The 18,762-nt window shown below is 37.3% G+C and carries 15 protein-coding genes, 1 other RNA gene and 1 pseudogene; 8 read left to right on the forward strand and 9 right to left on the reverse strand.

The annotated features are described in order from the left end of the window. Positions 1–22: 22 nt before the first annotated feature. From RIV7116_RS32640 to RIV7116_RS32650, 3 genes are all read right to left on the reverse strand, one after another. Positions 23–1,462, reverse strand: a complete 1,440-nt coding sequence (locus tag RIV7116_RS32640) for an oligosaccharide flippase family protein (protein ID WP_015122626.1) — start codon at positions 1,460–1,462, stop codon at positions 23–25. A gap of 41 nt (positions 1,463–1,503) precedes the next feature. Next, on the reverse strand, positions 1,504–3,687 hold the full coding sequence (locus RIV7116_RS32645) for a GumC family protein (protein WP_015122627.1): 2,184 nt from the start codon (positions 3,685–3,687) through the stop codon (positions 1,504–1,506). A 1,104-nt stretch (positions 3,688–4,791) separates the two neighbouring features. Beyond that, on the reverse strand, positions 4,792–5,115 hold the full coding sequence (locus RIV7116_RS32650; RefSeq protein ID WP_044291315.1) for a hypothetical protein: 324 nt from the start codon (positions 5,113–5,115) through the stop codon (positions 4,792–4,794). 591 nt (positions 5,116–5,706) lie between these two features. On the opposite strand from RIV7116_RS32650, the gene RIV7116_RS37745 reads away from it, so the two are divergent. The 6 genes from RIV7116_RS37745 (at position 5,707) to RIV7116_RS32675 (ending at position 11,836) form a co-directional block, all read left to right on the forward strand. Next, entirely contained in the window at positions 5,707–5,832 is a 126-nt protein-coding gene (locus tag RIV7116_RS37745; RefSeq protein ID WP_371261609.1) for a hypothetical protein, read from the forward strand. 247 nt (positions 5,833–6,079) lie between these two features. Further along, complete coding sequence (locus RIV7116_RS32660; protein ID WP_015122629.1) at positions 6,080–7,279, forward strand: 5-(carboxyamino)imidazole ribonucleotide synthase; 1,200 nt, start codon at positions 6,080–6,082, stop codon at positions 7,277–7,279. Between the two features lie 76 nt (positions 7,280–7,355). After that, positions 7,356–7,537: non-coding RNA, 6S RNA (ssrS, locus tag RIV7116_RS34590), on the forward strand. Positions 7,538–8,050: 513 nt separating this feature from the next. Beyond that, the gene (locus RIV7116_RS32665) at positions 8,051–9,298 is read left to right on the forward strand and encodes a pitrilysin family protein (protein ID WP_015122630.1); all 1,248 of its coding nucleotides are present in this window, start codon (positions 8,051–8,053) and stop codon (positions 9,296–9,298) included. Positions 9,299–9,432: 134 nt separating this feature from the next. Continuing rightward, positions 9,433–10,707, forward strand: coding sequence for a pitrilysin family protein (locus RIV7116_RS32670; protein ID WP_015122631.1), 1,275 nt, complete (start codon positions 9,433–9,435; stop codon positions 10,705–10,707). A 139-nt stretch (positions 10,708–10,846) separates the two neighbouring features. Further along, entirely contained in the window at positions 10,847–11,836 is a 990-nt protein-coding gene (locus tag RIV7116_RS32675; protein ID WP_015122632.1) for a peptidoglycan-binding protein, read from the forward strand. Between the two features lie 670 nt (positions 11,837–12,506). Here the strand turns inward: RIV7116_RS32675 and RIV7116_RS32680 are convergent. Next, positions 12,507–12,992: pseudogene (locus tag RIV7116_RS32680) on the reverse strand (transposase); the annotation flags it as partial. Between the two features lie 425 nt (positions 12,993–13,417). On the opposite strand from RIV7116_RS32680, the gene RIV7116_RS32685 reads away from it, so the two are divergent. Together RIV7116_RS32685 and RIV7116_RS32690 are read left to right on the forward strand one after the other, a co-directional pair. Further along, complete coding sequence (locus tag RIV7116_RS32685) at positions 13,418–13,771, forward strand: phage holin family protein (protein WP_015122633.1); 354 nt, start codon at positions 13,418–13,420, stop codon at positions 13,769–13,771. A 271-nt stretch (positions 13,772–14,042) separates the two neighbouring features. Then, entirely contained in the window at positions 14,043–14,432 is a 390-nt protein-coding gene (locus tag RIV7116_RS32690) for a RidA family protein (protein ID WP_015122634.1), read from the forward strand. 67 nt (positions 14,433–14,499) lie between these two features. Here RIV7116_RS32690 and RIV7116_RS32695 read toward each other — a convergent pair whose 3' ends face one another. From RIV7116_RS32695 to nuoH, 5 genes are all read right to left on the reverse strand, one after another. After that, positions 14,500–15,423 (reverse strand): NAD(+) kinase, encoded by a 924-nt coding sequence (locus RIV7116_RS32695; protein ID WP_015122635.1) that lies wholly within the window; start codon positions 15,421–15,423, stop codon positions 14,500–14,502. Between the two features lie 4 nt (positions 15,424–15,427). Next, positions 15,428–15,733 carry an NADH-quinone oxidoreductase subunit NuoK gene (nuoK, locus tag RIV7116_RS32700; protein WP_015122636.1) on the reverse strand — a complete coding sequence of 102 codons (306 nt, stop codon included), beginning with the start codon at positions 15,731–15,733 and terminating at the stop codon, positions 15,428–15,430. An 80-nt stretch (positions 15,734–15,813) separates the two neighbouring features. Further along, the gene (locus tag RIV7116_RS32705) at positions 15,814–16,419 is read right to left on the reverse strand and encodes an NADH-quinone oxidoreductase subunit J (RefSeq protein WP_015122637.1); all 606 of its coding nucleotides are present in this window, start codon (positions 16,417–16,419) and stop codon (positions 15,814–15,816) included. A gap of 211 nt (positions 16,420–16,630) precedes the next feature. Further along, positions 16,631–17,224: an NAD(P)H-quinone oxidoreductase subunit I gene (gene ndhI, locus RIV7116_RS32710; protein ID WP_198287653.1), complete on the reverse strand. Its 594-nt coding sequence runs from the start codon at positions 17,222–17,224 to the stop codon at positions 16,631–16,633. A gap of 107 nt (positions 17,225–17,331) precedes the next feature. Then, complete coding sequence (gene nuoH / locus RIV7116_RS32715; RefSeq protein WP_015122639.1) at positions 17,332–18,450, reverse strand: NADH-quinone oxidoreductase subunit NuoH; 1,119 nt, start codon at positions 18,448–18,450, stop codon at positions 17,332–17,334. Positions 18,451–18,762: the final 312 nt, after the last annotated feature.

Raw genomic sequence — 18,762 nt, forward strand, 5'->3', positions numbered from 1 at the left:
ATCCACAACTTTACATTTCACTTTATTTACGTTTAAGTAACAATTTTGCCCATTCCTCATTAGAATTGTAAACTGTATAAACCCCTAAAATGCTGACAAAAAGAAAGTAAAATAAGCTTGAAATTATTAAAACTGATATAATATGAAAATTTAATTCTTGTAAAATTATCAAGACAGGTAACATCAAAAGACTTATGATTAGAGGACGATAAACAGTAGACCATAAATTCAAATGAAATAATCTTCGATGAGATTCAATATAATAAATTAACAAAGCTACATAGTCGGTAAATATGACTGTAATCGCAGCACCATTTAACTTATATTGGGCAACAAGCACTATACTTATTAAACAATCTAAAATAGTTGTAATAAAAACTTGCCTAAGATTAACTTTTTCTAAACCATTTGCAACTAATACATAACTCAAAGGTCGAATAAACGATGACGAAATTAAACCAAAAGTAAATACATTCAAAGCAAATTTGGCTTCAGCAAAGCTTTGTTCGTGGTATAGCAATATAAGTAACTCTTTACCAAAATATAAAAGCCCAAGCATCAACGGTAAAGCAACCATTAATAATATTTCTATAGTCATTTGCGTAATTTGACGCTGACTATCTTTTCCCGAGTTAATAGCTTTAGACATTTTGGGAAAAACAGCTAAAACAACACTGTGGGAAATAATTTGAAAAGGCTGCATTAATTGAGTAACCGCACCGTATAGCCCTACAACTAATTCGCCACCTAATAAAGAAAGAATAAAAACCTGAAGTCTATACCCTAAAACAGATATACCTTCAATAACTATAAATGCACCAGAAGCTTTAGTTGTATGCCACATAAACTTCCAGTCCAATCGCCATTTAAATTTAACTAATTGGACTATAAAACACCATTCGATTACAAATATTAGGCATTCCGAAGCCACCATAATTGCTGCAACAATAGCAATATTATGTTTTAGATTCATAGCCAAAATCATTACTAGTACGCGCAGAATATAAATTGGTGCCGTACTAATAGCAATGATATGCATTTTCTCTTGTGCCTGAAAAATAGATTCAGTTACATTAGAAAGAGAAAATGGAATAATAGCCCCACCCAAGATATAACAAACTATAGAAGTATCCCAACTGTAGGGAAGAAAATACACTATAATTGCCAGCACCAAATAGCCAATGATGCTAAACAAAAACTGCAAAAAAGTACCGCTAATTAAATAAACTGAAGTTTCTGAAGGATTGCGTGCGAGTTCTCGTGTAAACAGAGTTTTGAATCCTTGGGAGGCTAAAGTCATAAAGACATAATAAAAACTAAAAGCAAGCATATATTGCCCTAGTTCGTAAGCTCCCAAAATTCGAGCAATTGATGCAACTAAGATGAAAGTTGTAATACTCTGACTTAAGCGATTCAAAAGCAAGGAAAAAGAATTTCCTAATAGCTTGCGTAATGCTTCCATTGATAAATTGCACCCTTAAAAAGTAGAGAGGAAACAGCGATTTAAAATGATTTTGTTTTCATAGGTTCTGGATGGGAATTATCCTTATCAGAGTAGTCCTTAGCGTAATAAAAATAACTCTCAGATTCATTTTCTGGAATTACACCATTTACTACCATGCCTAATAAATTTTGCCCGGAACGTTCTAAAGCTTCTTTAGCTGTAGCAGCATCAGCAGAAGTTAGTATTCCTGGGCGGGCTACTAATAGAACACCATCAGCCATTTTTCCTAAAGCCAAAGCATCCGCTCTCATCACTAAGGATGGTGCATCAATAATCACAAAGTCATATGTATTTTTAAAATCCTCAATCAAAGTTTCCATTTTGCGAGAATCCAGTAGAAACAAAGGATTAGGAGTAGTAGCTCCTGCAGTCAAAATATCTAAACTAAGCATTCCGCCACTGACAACGGTTTCAAATTCTACTTGACCGACAATAATATCGCTTAAACCTTTGACATTATTTACACCCCATAAATTATGCTGTAGAGGACTTTGCATATCTGCATCTACAAGCAATACTCTTTGTCCTAATTGCGCGATCGCAGCTGCTAAGTTTGCCGAGACGGTTGATTTACCTTCTTTAGGAACGGAGCTTGTAACTACAATTACCTGTAATGGTTTATCTGCACTAATAAATTTCAGGTTCGCTTGAAGCATTCTATATGCATCTGCAATTGGTAAATCGGGATTGTCTCTTACAGGTATATCGGGTAAGGTGTTCGCATCTTTGTTATGAACATGGGATTTCTTTTTTAACGAAGGTATAGTACTAAGTAAGGTATACCCAAATAACTTTCTGATTTCTTTAAGAGTTTTAACGGATCTATCTTTTAATTCCAGCAATACAATCATGGCAGTTGCAATTAAAGTACCTAAAGCACCTCCCAAAATCAGAAAGAGAATTTTGGTTGATTTAATAGACTTATTTGCGACAAAAGCAGGTTCAATTATCCGCGCATTACCAATATTCTGGTTTTCCGTAACTCTTACTTCTTGGAGTTTTTGTAAAAGATTTTCATGAGTTGTTATAGCTGTTTCTAGTTGTCGCTCGTATTTCTTTTCTGTTTGCTCTAACTTAGGTAAACGATTAATTCTTTGTTTGTGAATTTCTAATGCTGTTAATAAAGAATTGAGGCGATTTTTTAAAGCGACAGTTTCGACTTCAGATTTTATCAGTTCCTCTGTTAGCTTTTGAGTGACTTCACCAATTTGCAAATTTCCTCTACTAAAACCAGTAGTATTACTAACCTGAGCTACTCTCCTATTCAACAATCTCTGTAGAGCATTTCTTCTACCGATTAAACTTTGTACTGTTGGATGTGCTGTAAAAAAACGAGTTTGAGCTATTGCTAAATCGTTTTCTACTTGTTGCAAATTTTGTAAAACCTGCTGTACTCCAGTAGAACTTTTCAGAGAATCGCTATTTATCGCATCCTGAAAATTCATGCCGATTTTGCTCTGGAGACTTTGAAAGCGAGCCGTAACTTCTGCTAAAGTTACTCTTGTTTCAGTGATTCTAGTTTCTAATTCTTTCTGGATTACTATAGCGTTTCGCGATTCTTCTTCTAAAGAAATTACATTGTTTTCTTGCTGAAATTGACGTAATTTTCTTTCGGCTTCATTGACGGTATTTTGAGTTTCAGGCAATTGTTTGGCAATAAAATCACCAGCAGCAACAGCCGCCGCTCTATTCGTTTGGATATTATTTTCTATATATAGATTCATCAACTCATTAACAACATCTCCTGCTTCTTTGGGATTTTTACTCTCATAAGAAATTTGCAGAACATCGGTTGCCGGAATTGCTCTAAGATTAATAATTTTTGCTAGTTCCTTTGCCTCTAAGGTTGCACCTTCATCATCTTTGAGCTTTAATTTCCTTATTGTCTCAATTAAAATAGGCTTGGAACTAATTACTTCTATCTCGGTATTTATAGGGCTACTTTTGAGATCTAGTCCTTCTAACTGCCCAATTTCTTGCCCTAATCCTGTGAGAGCAGAAGTCTGGTTTACTTTTTTAATCAAAAGTTTACCTTGAGCCTCAAAAACTGGTTTTTTAAAAGAGCCTAATACTGCTGCTGCTCCAACACAAATCGTGAATATAAATGCAGCAGACAACCAGCGCCGCTTGATTATGTACCAAAATTTTTCTAAATCTAAATCTACCGATTCCCTAGATTCCATGATTATTTAAATGATATATATAATTTAAAATTTATTTTAAAAGTATGAATTATTTTGAAAACATAAACTATTTATGCATGGCATCTCTTTAAACATAAATATTTTATGATTTAAGAGATATCATTCATATTAAAGCTTAACTTCATTCATCAGTCTTTCTCTACCGGATAACTACGGAAAAGTTGATTTTAAGCTTGACTGACTAATATAAAAAATTAACAATTATCTCTAAAAGTACTTAGGTGGATAAACGTATTTTTATACTTGTAAAAAATACTTCGTTAGTTCACTAATCTCGTGTTTTTTGTTTTAATTCACATTCTGGACTTTTTTTTAGTCAAGCTTCACTAGTGAAATATCATTTTAAACCCACTCAAGTTTTTACACTCATGAAAAGAGTAACTCTAAATATGAGCTTGGGAATTTATTTTCAGACAGCTATTAAACTATTAACATTGATGCAAGATGTTAGCGTAGCGCTCGATTAGCTACGAAATAAGCAACATGGCTAAACGGCATAAGCTTTAACTTAAATATGTGGGTGAAATCCCCATTGCGTAATTTCAACCTTTTTCCTTAGTTTTAAAAGTTTTGGTGAATGAGAGAATAATGAGAAAGTTTCGTTAAGGATTAAACCTGATGCAGCGAGACGGTTTTACTTATTTGCCAAAACTGTAAGAATACGAACATTTACTGTTGCCCATAAACTCATGCATCAATACTACTCAGTTAAGCAATCAAACTCATTTTTCAGATCCCCCAACCCCCGCTAATCTGGGGGCTTTTATTCCCTCCTTTTTAAGCAGGGTTAGGGAGGATCTCCCCTTAACCGAGCAGTATTAACTCATGCATATACTAAAAAATCCCCATAACAAAAGGGGAGCTTAAAAAATATAATCGCACGGAATAATTAATAAAATTTTCAACAAGCTGTTTTACTTAGCCTTTTTCAACCTTATATACCATTGAGCCTAAGTAACGTAACAATCATGCCACACAAGTTAGAACGATTAAATAAAAGATTAACTTAATAATTATAAAAAAAAATACTATCTATAATATTCATAGGGAAAAGCTTCCCCATGAATATTCTGCTCCTCAATTCTAATAAGCATCTTCAACTTCCAATTGGGCTACAGTTACAGCATTAAAAGCAAACGCTGCAACCATAGGTATCGGACACCTCAACCAGTAGGTAACACCAGCTGCTATCATTGTTGCCACTACTGCCGTAATAGACCAAATCCTTTCCTCACAGGTCAAACCTCTTTCTGCTTTAATTGTTCTAAGAACCTTTGTTGGGATTGGCTCGGGCATTACTGCGCCTGGAGGAAAAGCCCAAAAGTTATTACAGCGCTCTATATATAGATCCGTCCAGCCATTATCTTGGCACCATTGATCAATCCATTCATCTTTGTAATGTCTCATAGGATTGCTAACAAGTCGATTGAAATTCTTCAGCATAACTTTTCAATAATAATAAATAGAAATATCTCGATTAATACTCATAGTTAACAATTCTCTACTAGAAAAGTTGTAACTAGGAAGTGTGAAGCTTTGTAAAGACTGAATTATTGTTTATAAAGCAGTAAAACAGGGCTTTCACTAATTACAAGACTAACAGCAATCGCCGAGTTATTTCGTCAAATGATAATAAACTTTATCAATTCCCTTGAAAGTAAATTTTTCTCAACATTTTCAACAGCTTTAACAGGATTTTTATTGAAGAAATGTAAACTTTTTAGTTATCTAATTTAATCAAGGCTAAAAATCATTTCTCAACAGTTAGAGAGTCATGTCTTATCATATAAAGCGACTAATAAATCTAATTTATAATTCAAGTGAGATACGTCCAACACTGTTTATATAACTTAGAAGTTTAAAGGTATAAATAGTGTAAGCTTAATTTAGTCTAAAGATATCTAATTTGATCTTAAACACATGCTAAACCGATTGTTTAAAACTTTATAAGCTGCATCTATTATCTATTTTTTGGCAATATTTTGGACTGGATCGGCGATGGTTGATTGGACTCATCCTTTATCTTTTAGCAATGCAAAACTTTCGGGAAGAAATTTTGCGGGTGAAAGCCTACAAGCATCTTTATTTTTCAACCCAAATATAGAACTGACTAATGCAGGCTAATGCCGATGTTCGCGGAGTAGTTTTAACTAATGCGATAGTAAATCGAGTAAACTTAACAGGAACAGATATGAACTGCCGTACTCGTAGAAGCTTTGTTGCTCCGCGCAATATTTGTTGATACAAACGTTAATGGTGTCGATTTTACTGATGTAATTTTAGACGGAGCGCAAGTCAAATAACTTTGTAAAAAAGCTGACGGTATTAATTCTAAAACAGGTGTAGAAACTCGTTATTCTCTAGGATGCAAATGAAGCGTATTGGTGTAATTGGTGGCGGGCAATTAGCTTTAATGATGGGTACTGCGGCTCAAAAGCTGGGAGTGGAACTAATTGTGCAAACTCCTAAAGCTAACGATCCAGCAGTCAGTATTGCGAAAGATACTATTTTCGCCGCAGTTGATGATGCTATAGCCACAGCCGAATTAGCAAGAAAGTGTGATGTTATTACTTTCGAGAATGAATTTGTCGATCTAGAAGCTTTATCCAAACTCGCTACAGAAAAAGTTTGTTTTCGTCCTCGGATCGAAGCATTATCTCCTCTTTTAGATAAATACCATCAACGTTGTTTTCTGCAAAATTTGAATATACCAGTTCCTAAATTTGAATTACCAGAATCATTATTCGCCATATCATCTTCTTCTACAGGTCAAGATACAAAAGTTAATAAACTTAATGAGTCGGAATTGAGTTTTCCAGTTGTTTTAAAAGCTCGCCGTCACGGCTACGATGGACAAGGAACTTTTATCATTAAAGATTTAATTAGTTTAAAGCAAAAACTCTGTTTAGATAATCCGGAAGAAAATCAAACAAATAACTTAATTGAATCTCATTTTTTATTAGAGGAATTTATCCCTTTTCAGAAAGAATTAGCCGTAATTGCAGCACGCTCCGCATCTGGTGAAGTTTCCACTTTTGTAGTAGTAGAAACTCAACAAGAACAACAAGTTTGTCGGCGAGTAATTGCGCCTGCTGACATCAGTCTCCAGACAGAAAATACGATAAAAGATATTGCTGCTACCATACTTGACAATTTACAAGTTATAGGGGTTTTCGGCATAGAGTTATTCTTGACTAATAACGGTGAAGTGTTAGTAAATGAAATTGCACCTAGAACCCATAACTCCGGGCATTTTTCTATTGATGCCTGCTTTACTTCGCAGTTTGAGCAGCAATTGCGAGTTTTGTGCGATTTACCTCTAGGCAACACAGCCATGAAAAATCCTTGTGCTATTATGGTAAATTTATTAGGTTATGAAACCCAAAAAAGTAGCTATATTGATAAGCGCTTTGCATTAGCAAAAATTCCTGGAGCGCACGTCCATTGGTATGGTAAATCCGAATCTCGTCCTGGACGTAAACTAGGGCATATTACAGTTTTATTAGATAAATTAAATCGTGATGAAGCGATGACAATTGCCAAAAATATAGAGTCTATATGGTATTCTTGATTAATGAATGTAGCAAACGAAAATAAAAATTTTCAATTTACTACACAACATCTTAAGTGAAAGTTATAATAGGTTTGTTGCACTGCAACGTTGGTGACTGCCATACAGTTTTGTGATCTATGATTTTTATGATATGGGAACCGAAGAGTTTCGTGGCAGTAAACCGGACTTGCATCCGGAAACTTTAAGCGAGGTATTAGGCTCCCCCCTGGTTTAACCAGGTCATAAACTTAGGTAAAACGGCGTTGCGGTGAACTAAAATTTGAAAGCTCCTTAAATCACTTTTCGGTTTGAGGAGCTTTCTTTTGATTTTTTAATTCTTACTATACGTCAAGTTGTCATAGAAATCAGTAGATAAAAAGCAAGAAATTAATTATAAGTAATATCAAGAACAATACTTGTTAAGCCGTTGCGTATTTAATTTAGGTACAGGAAAACGCAGAACATCCGCACTACAGTAATGTACACCTTTGCCTTTTATAAGATTTAGCTATACATCAACTTATAGTCTTTATTGGTGGACATCTGTAATAACTTTAGCGATTCCAATAGCAACAATTCTTAATTAAGGATCGAGTTTTGCAATCAAAAATGCAATATCAATGGTATAGATTTTAGCTAAGATTTTCAAGAATTAGATTTTAGTATGATTAGATGAAAAACTTGGTTTAAAAAAAATATTTTTTTGTTAGAAAAAGACTTAGCATATTGAATTTAATATCAATAAAAACTGATAAAATCTTTAATATTCTTATAGAACAAAATAGTACCGTGTTTCCAGCCTCAGTCTTCAAAATAGACAACGGGTTAACATTGATTCACCAGGAAATATCTACCACTCCCATTGCTGTGGCAGATGTGTGGGTTAAAGCGGGAGCCAATTTAGAACCAGAGTCTTGGTGCGGAATGGCTCACTTCCTAGAACATATGATATTTAAGGGTACCGAAAAATTAGAAGCTGGAGTATTCGATCAAACAATTGAATTTCTTGGTGGTGTAAGTAATGCAGCTACCAGTTATGATTATGCTCATTATTCGCTGACTACAGCTTCTAATTATCTCGAAGAAACTTTACCTTTAATGGGTGAATTATTACTTAATGCTGCCATACCCGAAATTGAACTAAACCGCGAACGTAATGTCATTTTAGAAGAAATTCGGCAAGCATATAACAGTCCCGATTGGATGGGTTTTGAAGCACTTTGTCAAAGTATTTATCCGCAGCATCCTTATGGGCGCTCAATTTTAGGAAGCGAGCAAGACATAGCACAACATCAAGTAGAGCAACTGCGTTGTTTTCATCGCGCTCATTATCAACCAGAAAATATGACAATAGCGATCGCCGGAGGAATTTCTGCGTCGAAAGCTTTGGAATTAGTAAATAAGGCTTTTAATGATTTTTCTCCACCATCTGCGGATTTTCCTGCGATACAGCCATCAACAAAGCCTTGTATTAACGGAATTTGTCGCGAACAGATTAAACTACCTAGGTTAGAACAAGCCCGCTTGCTAATGGCATGGTTAGCTCCGGGAGTAGACAAACTTCGCATTTGTTATGGTTTAGATTTACTCTCAGTAATCTTAGCTGGAGGAAGAGCTTCGCGATTAATCGCTGATTTACGGGAAAATCGCCAATTAGTTAACTCCATTGGCAGCAGTTTTTCACTGCAACAGCAATCCAGTTTATTTACTATCAATGCTTGGCTAGAATCAAAACAACTAGAGAGCGTAGAAAAATTGATCCGGCTTCATTTAGAACAATTAATCAGCCAAGAAATTACCGAGCAAGAACTCAACCGTGCGAAACGTATGCTGTGCAATGACTATGCTTTTTCTACAGAAACGCCAAATCAATTAGCAGGACTTTATGGATATTACAACACCATCGCTTCAGCCGAACTTTCAGTAAATTATCCCCAGGAAATTCAATCCTTTGACTCAAAAGAACTGCAAAATATAGCATATAAATATCTTTCTCCCGATAATTACGCCGTGACGGTAGTTAAACCAGAACATTAAGGGATATTAGAATCGTAAAGGGCGAATAAAGAGATAAGGGGTGGGGTAGAAGGAAAGACAAGAGGAAATGAATTTATAACTCGCCACTGACTGCTTGCTAATCTAAAATCTAAAATCTAAACTCAACAATTTAAATGACAACCTTGCCAAAATTATCGAATCTTTATCGTACTCAGTTGAAAAATGGGATAGTACTTCTAGTTACAGAAAATTCTGCTGCCGATGTGATTGCAACTAGAATATTTATCCGTGCTGGAAGTTGTTATGAAAATCCAGAAAAAGCAGGGTTGGCAAATTTACTTGGCGCTGTACTTACTAAAGGATGTGATGGACTTACGAGCTTGGAAATTGCCGAGCGTGTCGAATCTGTTGGAGCTAGTTTAAGTGCCGATACTGCTACAGATTATTTTGTTTTATCCTTGAAAACCGTAACTGCTGATTTTACCCAGATATTAGAATTAGCAGCAAAAATATTGCGATCGCCTACTTTTCCTGAAGCTGAAGTGGAGATGGAAAAGCGAATTTCTCTACAAGATGTGCGTTTACAAAAGGAACAGCCTTTTAGCGTTGCTTTTGAGCAATTACGTCAAATTATGTACAAAAATCATCCTTATGCATCTTCGGGATTGGGGGATGAAACTACTATCAGCAGTTTAACTAGGCAAGATTTAGTTGAATATTATCAAACTTATTTTCGTCCAGATAATATAGTTATTAGCATTTCCGGTCGTATTTCGTCTGAAAATGCAGAACAACAAATCAATAAATTATTCGGCGATTGGCAACCAGCTGTAGACAAAACACTACCGATTACAAATGTGTCAATCCCTCAAACCAAGCCACAACAAGTAATTACCCCCCAAGCAACACAGCAATCAGTACTTATGTTGGGTTATTTAGGTGCTTCGGTAGACTCCAATGACTACGCTGCTTTAAAATTACTATCCAGTTATTTAGGAAACGGGCTTTCCAGTCGCTTATTTATTGAATTAAGAGAAAAGCTTGGTTTAGCTTACGATGTATCGGCATTTTACCCCACCAGGCAGTTCTCAAGCTCTTTTGTTGTTTATATGGGTACGGCACCAGAAAATACCCTTAGAGCCTTGAAAGGGTTGCGAAAAGAAGTAGATTTACTTTCAAGCAATAAATTAGAAGAAAGCGTCTTACAAGCTGCAAAAAACAAAGTACTCGGACAATACGCCCTGGGCAAACAAACCAACGGACAAATCGCCCAGATATACGGTTGGTATGAAATTATCGGTTTGGGAATAGGCTTCGATCAAAAATTTCAACAAGATATCGCAGCCCTAAGCAGTGCAGATACTACCAAAGCAGCTATCGAATATTTGCAGGAACCATTTGTGTCTATAATCGGTCAACAAGAAGCAATTAGCAGTGTAATTGCCTAGCAGCAGTGAGCGACGTTTACTTAGAATCAATTATTTACAGTTTGCGGTTTATTTTAAGCATTTACACTGCTGTCGCAATTTAATTTTATACTGGTTAATAGATAGTGTATTTGTAAGAGACTTGCCGGGGGCACAAACCATGATAGGTAGTAAAAAACTAAGTATTATCAAGTACTTACGCTCTCTCATATCGTTTCGTTTCCTTCCGAGAAATAAATTCTACTGGCTACTTCTAATTTCCTCTAGTCCCCTGTTTTTTGGAGCTAGCGCTGGAGTCTCAATTGCAGCACCCCAAAAACAGATTGCTCAAGTAGTTGTAGGGGCTACGATGAATCGCCCTAGCCTCAAAATAGGTAGCGAAGGAGTACCTGTAAGAGAATTACAAGGAGCTTTAAAACTTTTAGGTTTTTATAAAGGTGAAGTTAATGGTATCTTCAGCCAATCAACTAAACAAGCAGTTTCGAGTTTTCAGCAAGCAGCAGGTTTGAAATCCGATGGAGTAGTAGATAACAATACTTGGCAAACCCTTTTTCCTAGTACCGGTACATCCACAGCATCAACATCATCAAATCCTGTAAGTACCGCTACACCACCACCTTCTAATACCTTTCCCATGCCTACTGAATCCTTCAGTAGCGTTAGAGTCGTAAACAATTCCACACAGCAACGAAGAGTAACAACCGCTGCAAACAATAGTCCAGTTCGGATTGTGCAACCGGCTCCAGAGCCAAAACCCTCAACACCAAGAGCAACTAATCCCGAACCAACGCCAGCAAAACCCAAACCTCGTCAAACCACCACTAGGAAACGAAAACCCGCACAAAGACAAGCTGCAACTACGCGAACTCGTCAAACTACAACTAATCGTAGAAGCAGTACAACCACCAAGAGAAAAACTCCTGTAGTACAATACACCGCAGCCGGATTACCAATTTTACGTCCAGGAATGCGAGGTTCTCAGGTAGTAAAATTACAGGAAAAGCTATCTACTCTAGGATTACTCAAAGGTGTTGATGGAGATTTTGGTCCTGTAACATTAGAAGCAGTAAAAGCATTTCAGAAACGTAATGGTTTAGAAGCCGATGGAGTTGTCGGAGGAGCTACTTGGCAACTTTTAGATAAGCGTTAATTGATAGTGAGTTAATTTAATATCCAATTTTTATCGGGTGTCGTTACTATGAGAGTACGGCACCATTATTATTTTTAATGCTAGGGATGGTAGGATCGCGATCGCGCTTAATTTATAACTGGCAATATTTTCAACAACCGCCTTGGAATAAATTCCCAGGCTAAAAAACAAAGTCTGATAAATCAGACTGGGTAATTTTTTCAGTGCGTTTTAACGTACTTTGTGTATGAGCCTTGTAAGCCGGAGGCTTTCTCGCAGAGAAATTGATTTCAAGGTGGGAATTCAGGCTTAACGAAATTGGTGCAAATTAGTAGGTTGGGTTGAACGTTAGCGCAGCGTGTCCGCAAGGACATAGTTAAGCCCAACAATACCACAGCTATAGTTTTTGATTGTTGGGTTTCGTTCCTTAACCCAACCTAGGACTTTAACCTTGAACTGGCAAATTAAATCAACCATAAGAAGCATTCAGCGAAGCTGCGGATCATCGCAGTGGTTGGGATTGCTTCGTTTCACTCCGTTCCACTCGCAATGACGTATTATCGGTAATTGCCGGACATCATATAAGTAAGTCGGCGAAAAAAAATATAGCTATGTAACGAAAAGTTAAGATGAGGTATTTGAGTAAAATTTAACACGTTCTGTTTTATAAGCTCCTTTCTCCCCTCTGGCTTCAACCCCATTCATTACAGCTCCCGGCAAGGTCTAGTTCATCATCAAACATTTGACCAGATAATTCATCCTTTTTGATATGCTGCCACTCAAGTTCAATTGGATTCATTTCTGAGCAGTACTTGGGTAAAAAGAATATATACAAGCCTTGTTTTTCCCATTTTGACCATAATTGCTGTACTTCTCGGCATCGATGTATCGGTCCGTTGTCTTGTACAACTACTCTAGTACGCCCAGTTTTTTCGGCATCAGCAGCTTCATATTCCATTATTTGAATGTAAGCTTTACGGTCAACACCGCCTATTACCAAACCGTAGACAAAGCTGATTAGAGGTTGAAAAAAACCAATAATGCTCAATCTGCGTCCACGACGTTTTGTTTGTTCTAAATGTTTTTGCTCACCTTTGAAGTAGTAAGTATAGCCGGGTTCACTCCACATACAAAACCCTGACTCATCCAAATACTTTAAATCTATTTCTCCGCAAGCCAACCCAAGTCTTTTTACAGCACTAGACTAAGAACGCACAATGTTTCAAAGCTTGCCCCGAAATAAGTATGTAGTTTTACGAAATAAAAATCAATATTGCCCATTTCTGGGAAAAAGACTAAACTCTTAACGAATCGTGGTATAAAATTTATTCGCTGCACGACTAAAAAGCCGAACAAGATGTACAATATTCCTTGCCTACATAACAATTAATAATGCTATCGAGTGATTCTATATTTAAGTAATTAACTCAATTAAAGTCGCAACGAGAACCCGCAATAAGATAATATATATCCAAAAAAATAAGGTATCATTAGATGCCATTACTCGGAAAGCATTATTTCTCAGCTTTCATTCATGAGCGGATACCGAAAAGTTTATTGTAAATTACTCAGACAAATCAATATTTTTCCCAAACAAAGCCCATGCTGCACTTTATATTAACTTGGCTTGGCACTGCGGTGTCACTGCTAATTACCGCTCATATTGTTCCTGGATTCGTTATACAAAGCTTTGTCGCAGCCTTGGTTGCAGCTATTGTTGTTGGATTAGTTAATGCTATTATCAGACCAATTCTGAGCGTTCTAACATTTCCTATAACCTTGCTCACCTTTGGATTATTTACATTTGTTGTCAATGGATTTACCCTTTGGTTAGCAACTATTTTTACACCGGGTTACGGTTTCACAATTAGTGGACCTTTAGCAGCTTTATTCGGTTCAATAGTACTATCAATAGTTACTAGCGTAATTAGCTATTTCTTAAGAAAAGTTGATTGAAGAAGTTGCAAATTCTAAGCTTATGTAAGCTTTCAAGAATTAAGAATTATTACAGATGCAATAATTATAGTTTTATTGAAATCATTTGCAAGAAACACAGAACCCGGTTCATGATAGCCGGGTTTTTGGTTATATCTTCCATCTGCTAATCTCCTTGCTAAAATACAACTTCAAATAATTCATTTACCCTTACTCGAAAGTGTTTAATAGTATTTTAAAATAGCTTCGTAGCAAAAACTTTAGTCCTGAAAATCTACCTCGAATATTCAGAATGCAAATCACCAGAACTTTTTCCGGTGCATCTTGGGAGTCTACCGTTGGCTACTGTCGTGCTATCAAAGCAGGAAATCATATTTATGTATCGGGTACCACAGCAGTAGCCGAAGATGGTAGTGTTTTTGCTCCCGGCAATGCTTACGCTCAAGCGAAACGCTGCTTTGAAATCGTTAAACAAGCCTTACAAAATTTAAACGCCGATATTCATAACGTAACCAGAACAAGAATGTATGTCACAGACATCTCTCTTTGGGCTGAATTCGGAAAAGCACATCAAGAGTTTTTTGCTGAGAATCCTCCTGCTTCCACAATGCTGGAAGTTAATTCGCTGATAGATTCTGCAATGTTAATTGAAGTTGAAGTGGATGCTGTTTGTTTAGATTAGTTCGTAGCTGCGCTTTATCGCCCAAACCTTAGATAGCGCTAAAGCGAAACTACAAACCTTTATACATTTAATTAGCACTATGTTTGCTGTTATACCTAACTCTGGTGCCAGCCCAAAGCAGTTTTTCGCGCAAAACCTGATAGTACGAATAATTTTCTCGTAAAATAATAAACTTAGAACGATAATCCGCCATACGTACATCTATACGATGCCCAGGCCATATGGAAGTTGCTAAAACACCATCAGTCCACAATTTAGTACTTAAATCAAAATCTCCTAAAGGCCAAACACTAACCACCGAACCCGGAGGTAATACAATTGGGCGACTCGAAAGACTCATGGGACAAATGGGAGTTATAGTAATGGCTTCCATTCCATCGTGCATTATCGGACCGTTTGCTGAAACAGTATAGCCAGTAGAACCGGTAGGGGTAGAAATAACTAACCCATCTCCCTGATATTGATCGACGACCTCATTATCAATTTCCATTTCCAAAATTGACGTTATCATCCGGTCTGCGGAAGCGGGTTTTATACACATTTCGTTCAAAGCAAGATAGTTTTCGGTTATTGGTTCCAAATCAGAACCCTGTCCCTCATAAACTGCTGCTTGCAACATCATCCGTCGCTGTACGGCATAACGGTCTTCTAAAAGTCTGTCCCAAACCGATTCGGTATCCTGAAACTCTTCTACCGATTCAGTTAAAAATCCTAAATGACCTCCTACATTCACGGCCAAAATAGGAACCCCAGCCTGGGCTAAATGTCTTGCACCAGTTAGAACCGTACCATCACCACCAAGCACTATAGCTAAGTCAATTTGTTGGGTTGCCGATGCTAAAAAAACTGGATATGGATTATCCTTCGGACCGCTAGGGCCCATCAGTACATGGCATTTACGATGTTCTAACTGGCTAGCACAGATTTCAGCCCAGCGTTTGCTTTGGGGGTCTCGTGCCTTGTAGGCAATAATTACTTGCTTAAGCTCCACGAAACTACCACTTAAGGAGATTAAACTGTTCCATATCTACAGTATCGCGATTGCGATATATTGCTAATACAATTGCTAAGCCTACTGCTGCCTCGGCTGCCGCTACAGTAATAACAAATACGGCGAAAACCTGACCTTTAATTAATGTTGAATCTAAATAATTAGAAAAAGCCATTAAATTCAAATTCACCGAATTTAGCAGCAATTCAATTGACATTAGCACCCGTACCGCATTACGGCTGGTGACAATTCCATAAATGCCGATACAAAATAAAGCAGCAGCTAGTAATAAAAAGTACTGAAGTTGCATGATTGTTTACTATTCCTATGTTAAATCAATTATCAAATATTAATTATCACTGTTCGCTGATAACTGTTAGCTGATAACTGTTATTTGTCTTCACCGACTGCCGATACCAATTCTCTTGGACGTTCTGGCAATTCTAAAACAGTTTGTGGCATCTGGTCTGAAGTTTCTTGAGGAGGTAAATATTCGCGACGCGCTAATATAATTGCCCCTACCATCGCCATTAATAATAAAATGGAAGCTAATTCAAAAGGTAACAAAAAGTCAGTAAAGAAATGCTCGCCAATTACAACTATAGAGTTTGTAACAGGAGTTGCTGTAGAAATGCTCCAAGGTGTAGCTAGAACCATTGTACTTAGAAGTGCAAACAATCCTAAACTTACTAATCCTGTTAATGCTTTCCTTACCCAAGCATTTGGCAAAGGTACAAAATTTTCTTGCTTGTTTACCAACATAATGGCAAACAAAATCAATACATTAATCGCTCCAACATAAACTAGTAATTGGGCTGCCGCGACAAAGTCAGCATTCAGTAATAAGTACAATCCTGCAATACTAACAAATAGGCCAGCCAGCATAAAAGCAGAGTGAACTATGTTGTTAAATAGTACAACTCCTAGGGCTGCTCCAATCATCATCGCTGCCAGTATGGCAAACGAAACTATCTGTATTCCACCCGCTAAATCCACTTTTTTCGTCCTTCGTTGTTGATTGTTGGTTGTTAAGCAGCAAGATATCGGGGGTTTCCCCCATAAGCTACTGCTGTAAGCGTTCGCGTAGAGCGTGCGGCTCAGCTTTCTCGAAGAGTACCCAAAGGGTTAGTTGTTAGTTGTTAATTGTTAATTTCTTTTTAACTCACAACTTCCTTACAGACGTAGCCATGCTACGTCTGTAGAACTTTTAACCTTTAACATCTTCTTTTTCTTCTTCCACAAAGTCTTCTGGGAAAGCACCTGCACGGGGTGCATCCTCTGGTAAACCATGAGGTTCCATTACACCTTCGGGAAGATAAACTAATTCACGCAACGGCGTTACCATTGGATCGTTTGTGACTTTATAAGGCAGACGACCTAGAGCAACGCTATCATAATTCAACTCGTGACGGTCGTAGGTAGAAAGCTCGTAGTCTTCTGTCATTGATAAACAGTTTGTCGGACAATACTCTACACAGTTACCGCAGAATATACAAACTCCAAAATCAATACTGTAGTGATTGAGCTTTTTCTTTTTGCTGGCTTTGTTAAATTCCCAATCCACTACGGGTAAATTAATTGGGCAAACTCTAACGCAAACCTCGCAAGCAATACACTTATCGAACTCGAAATGAATTCTACCCCGAAAGCGTTCGCTAGGAATCAGTTTTTCGTAGGGATACTGTACCGTAACGGGACGACGTTGCATGTGGTCGAAAGTAACGGCTAAACCTTGACCTATGTAACGAGTAGCTTCCCAGGTTTCTTTTCCGTAATCAACAACTTGTTTGAGGAACTTCAACATTGTCTCTCTCTCCTTTTACTTAAGTAAAGTTAGGAGTTAGGGGTTAAGAATTGAGAAATATTTATTTACTCATAACTCATAACTCATAACTCATAACTTTTGATTCATCCACCAAAGGCAACGGGAAAAGCCAATTTCAAGGCTGCGGTTAACAGCAAATTAACCAAACCGATGGGCAGTAAAAATTTCCAACCTAAATCTAATAGTTGGTCAATACGAACTCTTGGTACTGTCCAACGTAACAAGATTGCTAGGAATACCAAGAAGTAGGCTTTTAGTACGGTCATTGTGATACCTAATGAAGCCGTAACTACCTGTAAAACCGGATTAACTTCACTTACTCCCAACCAACCTGCAATTAAGTTGATCGGAATCGGAAAATCCCAACCACCTAGATATAAAACAGATACCAGTAAAGCAGACAATACTAGATTTACATAGGAACTCAAGTAAAACAAAGCGAATTTCATACCAGAATATTCGGTTTGATAACCTGCTACTAGTTCCTCTTCCGCTTCTGGTAAGTCAAAAGGCATACGTTCGCATTCTGCCAGGGCTGCTATCCAGAAAATCACGAAACCTGCTGGTTGTCGCCAAACGTTCCAACCTAAAATACCGTAACCAGATTGTTGGTTGACAATATCAACTGTGCTGAGGCTATTCGACATCATGGCAACTGCCAATACAGCCAGCGCCAAAGGAATTTCGTAGCTAATAGATTGTGCTGCTGCTCGCAACCCCCCTAAGAGAGAGTATTTGTTATTGGATGCGTAGCCAGCCATCAATAAACCAATTGGCTGGATAGAAGAAAGAGCAATCCATAAGAATACCCCCATTCCGACGTTAGTTATTAACAAATTCTGTCCAAACGGCACAATTAAATAAGACAGAAATACGGGCAAGACAACTATGATGGGACCAAGGGTAAACAACCAAGGGTCAGATTTTGAAGGTATTACGTCTTCTTTAAAGACTAACTTTAAACCATCCGCAACTGGTGCAAGCAAACCCAAAGGTCCGATAAATTCCGGACCAATCCGCTGCTGGGCTGCTGCTGAAATTTTTCGCTCTTGCCAAACACACACTAGTACCCCTACCGTGGCACCAATGAGCATTAAAATCATAGGCAAGGGCATCCAAATGGCTTTAGCCGTACCCGCAGGCAGTCCCAAATCCATCAAACTTTGAATAAAAGTTCCTTGCAGATCAATTCCTGAATTCATCTCTATACTCTTGAAGTTAACTCAAGCCTGACACAACCCGCGATACAGCACGGGATTCTTCATCGCTTAGGAGACAAATGACAAAATTCAGATATCTCCCAGGCCTCTACAGGTTAAATATTTTACTAAAACTTAATCCGTAGAGCTATAGGCGGTGTCAATTGCCTTATTTACCAAAAGAGCAAAAAGCACTCTTCTGAGATTTAAACAATAAAGTATGAAAAACTACATAAAATTTTTCATCCTTTATCAATTCGCTAGTTACTTACAAATATTGACACTTATTAATAGTTGTAAAGTAATCTAACAATA

This window comes from Rivularia sp. PCC 7116, from assembly GCF_000316665.1.
In the GTDB taxonomy this organism is placed as follows: domain Bacteria; phylum Cyanobacteriota; class Cyanobacteriia; order Cyanobacteriales; family Nostocaceae; genus Rivularia.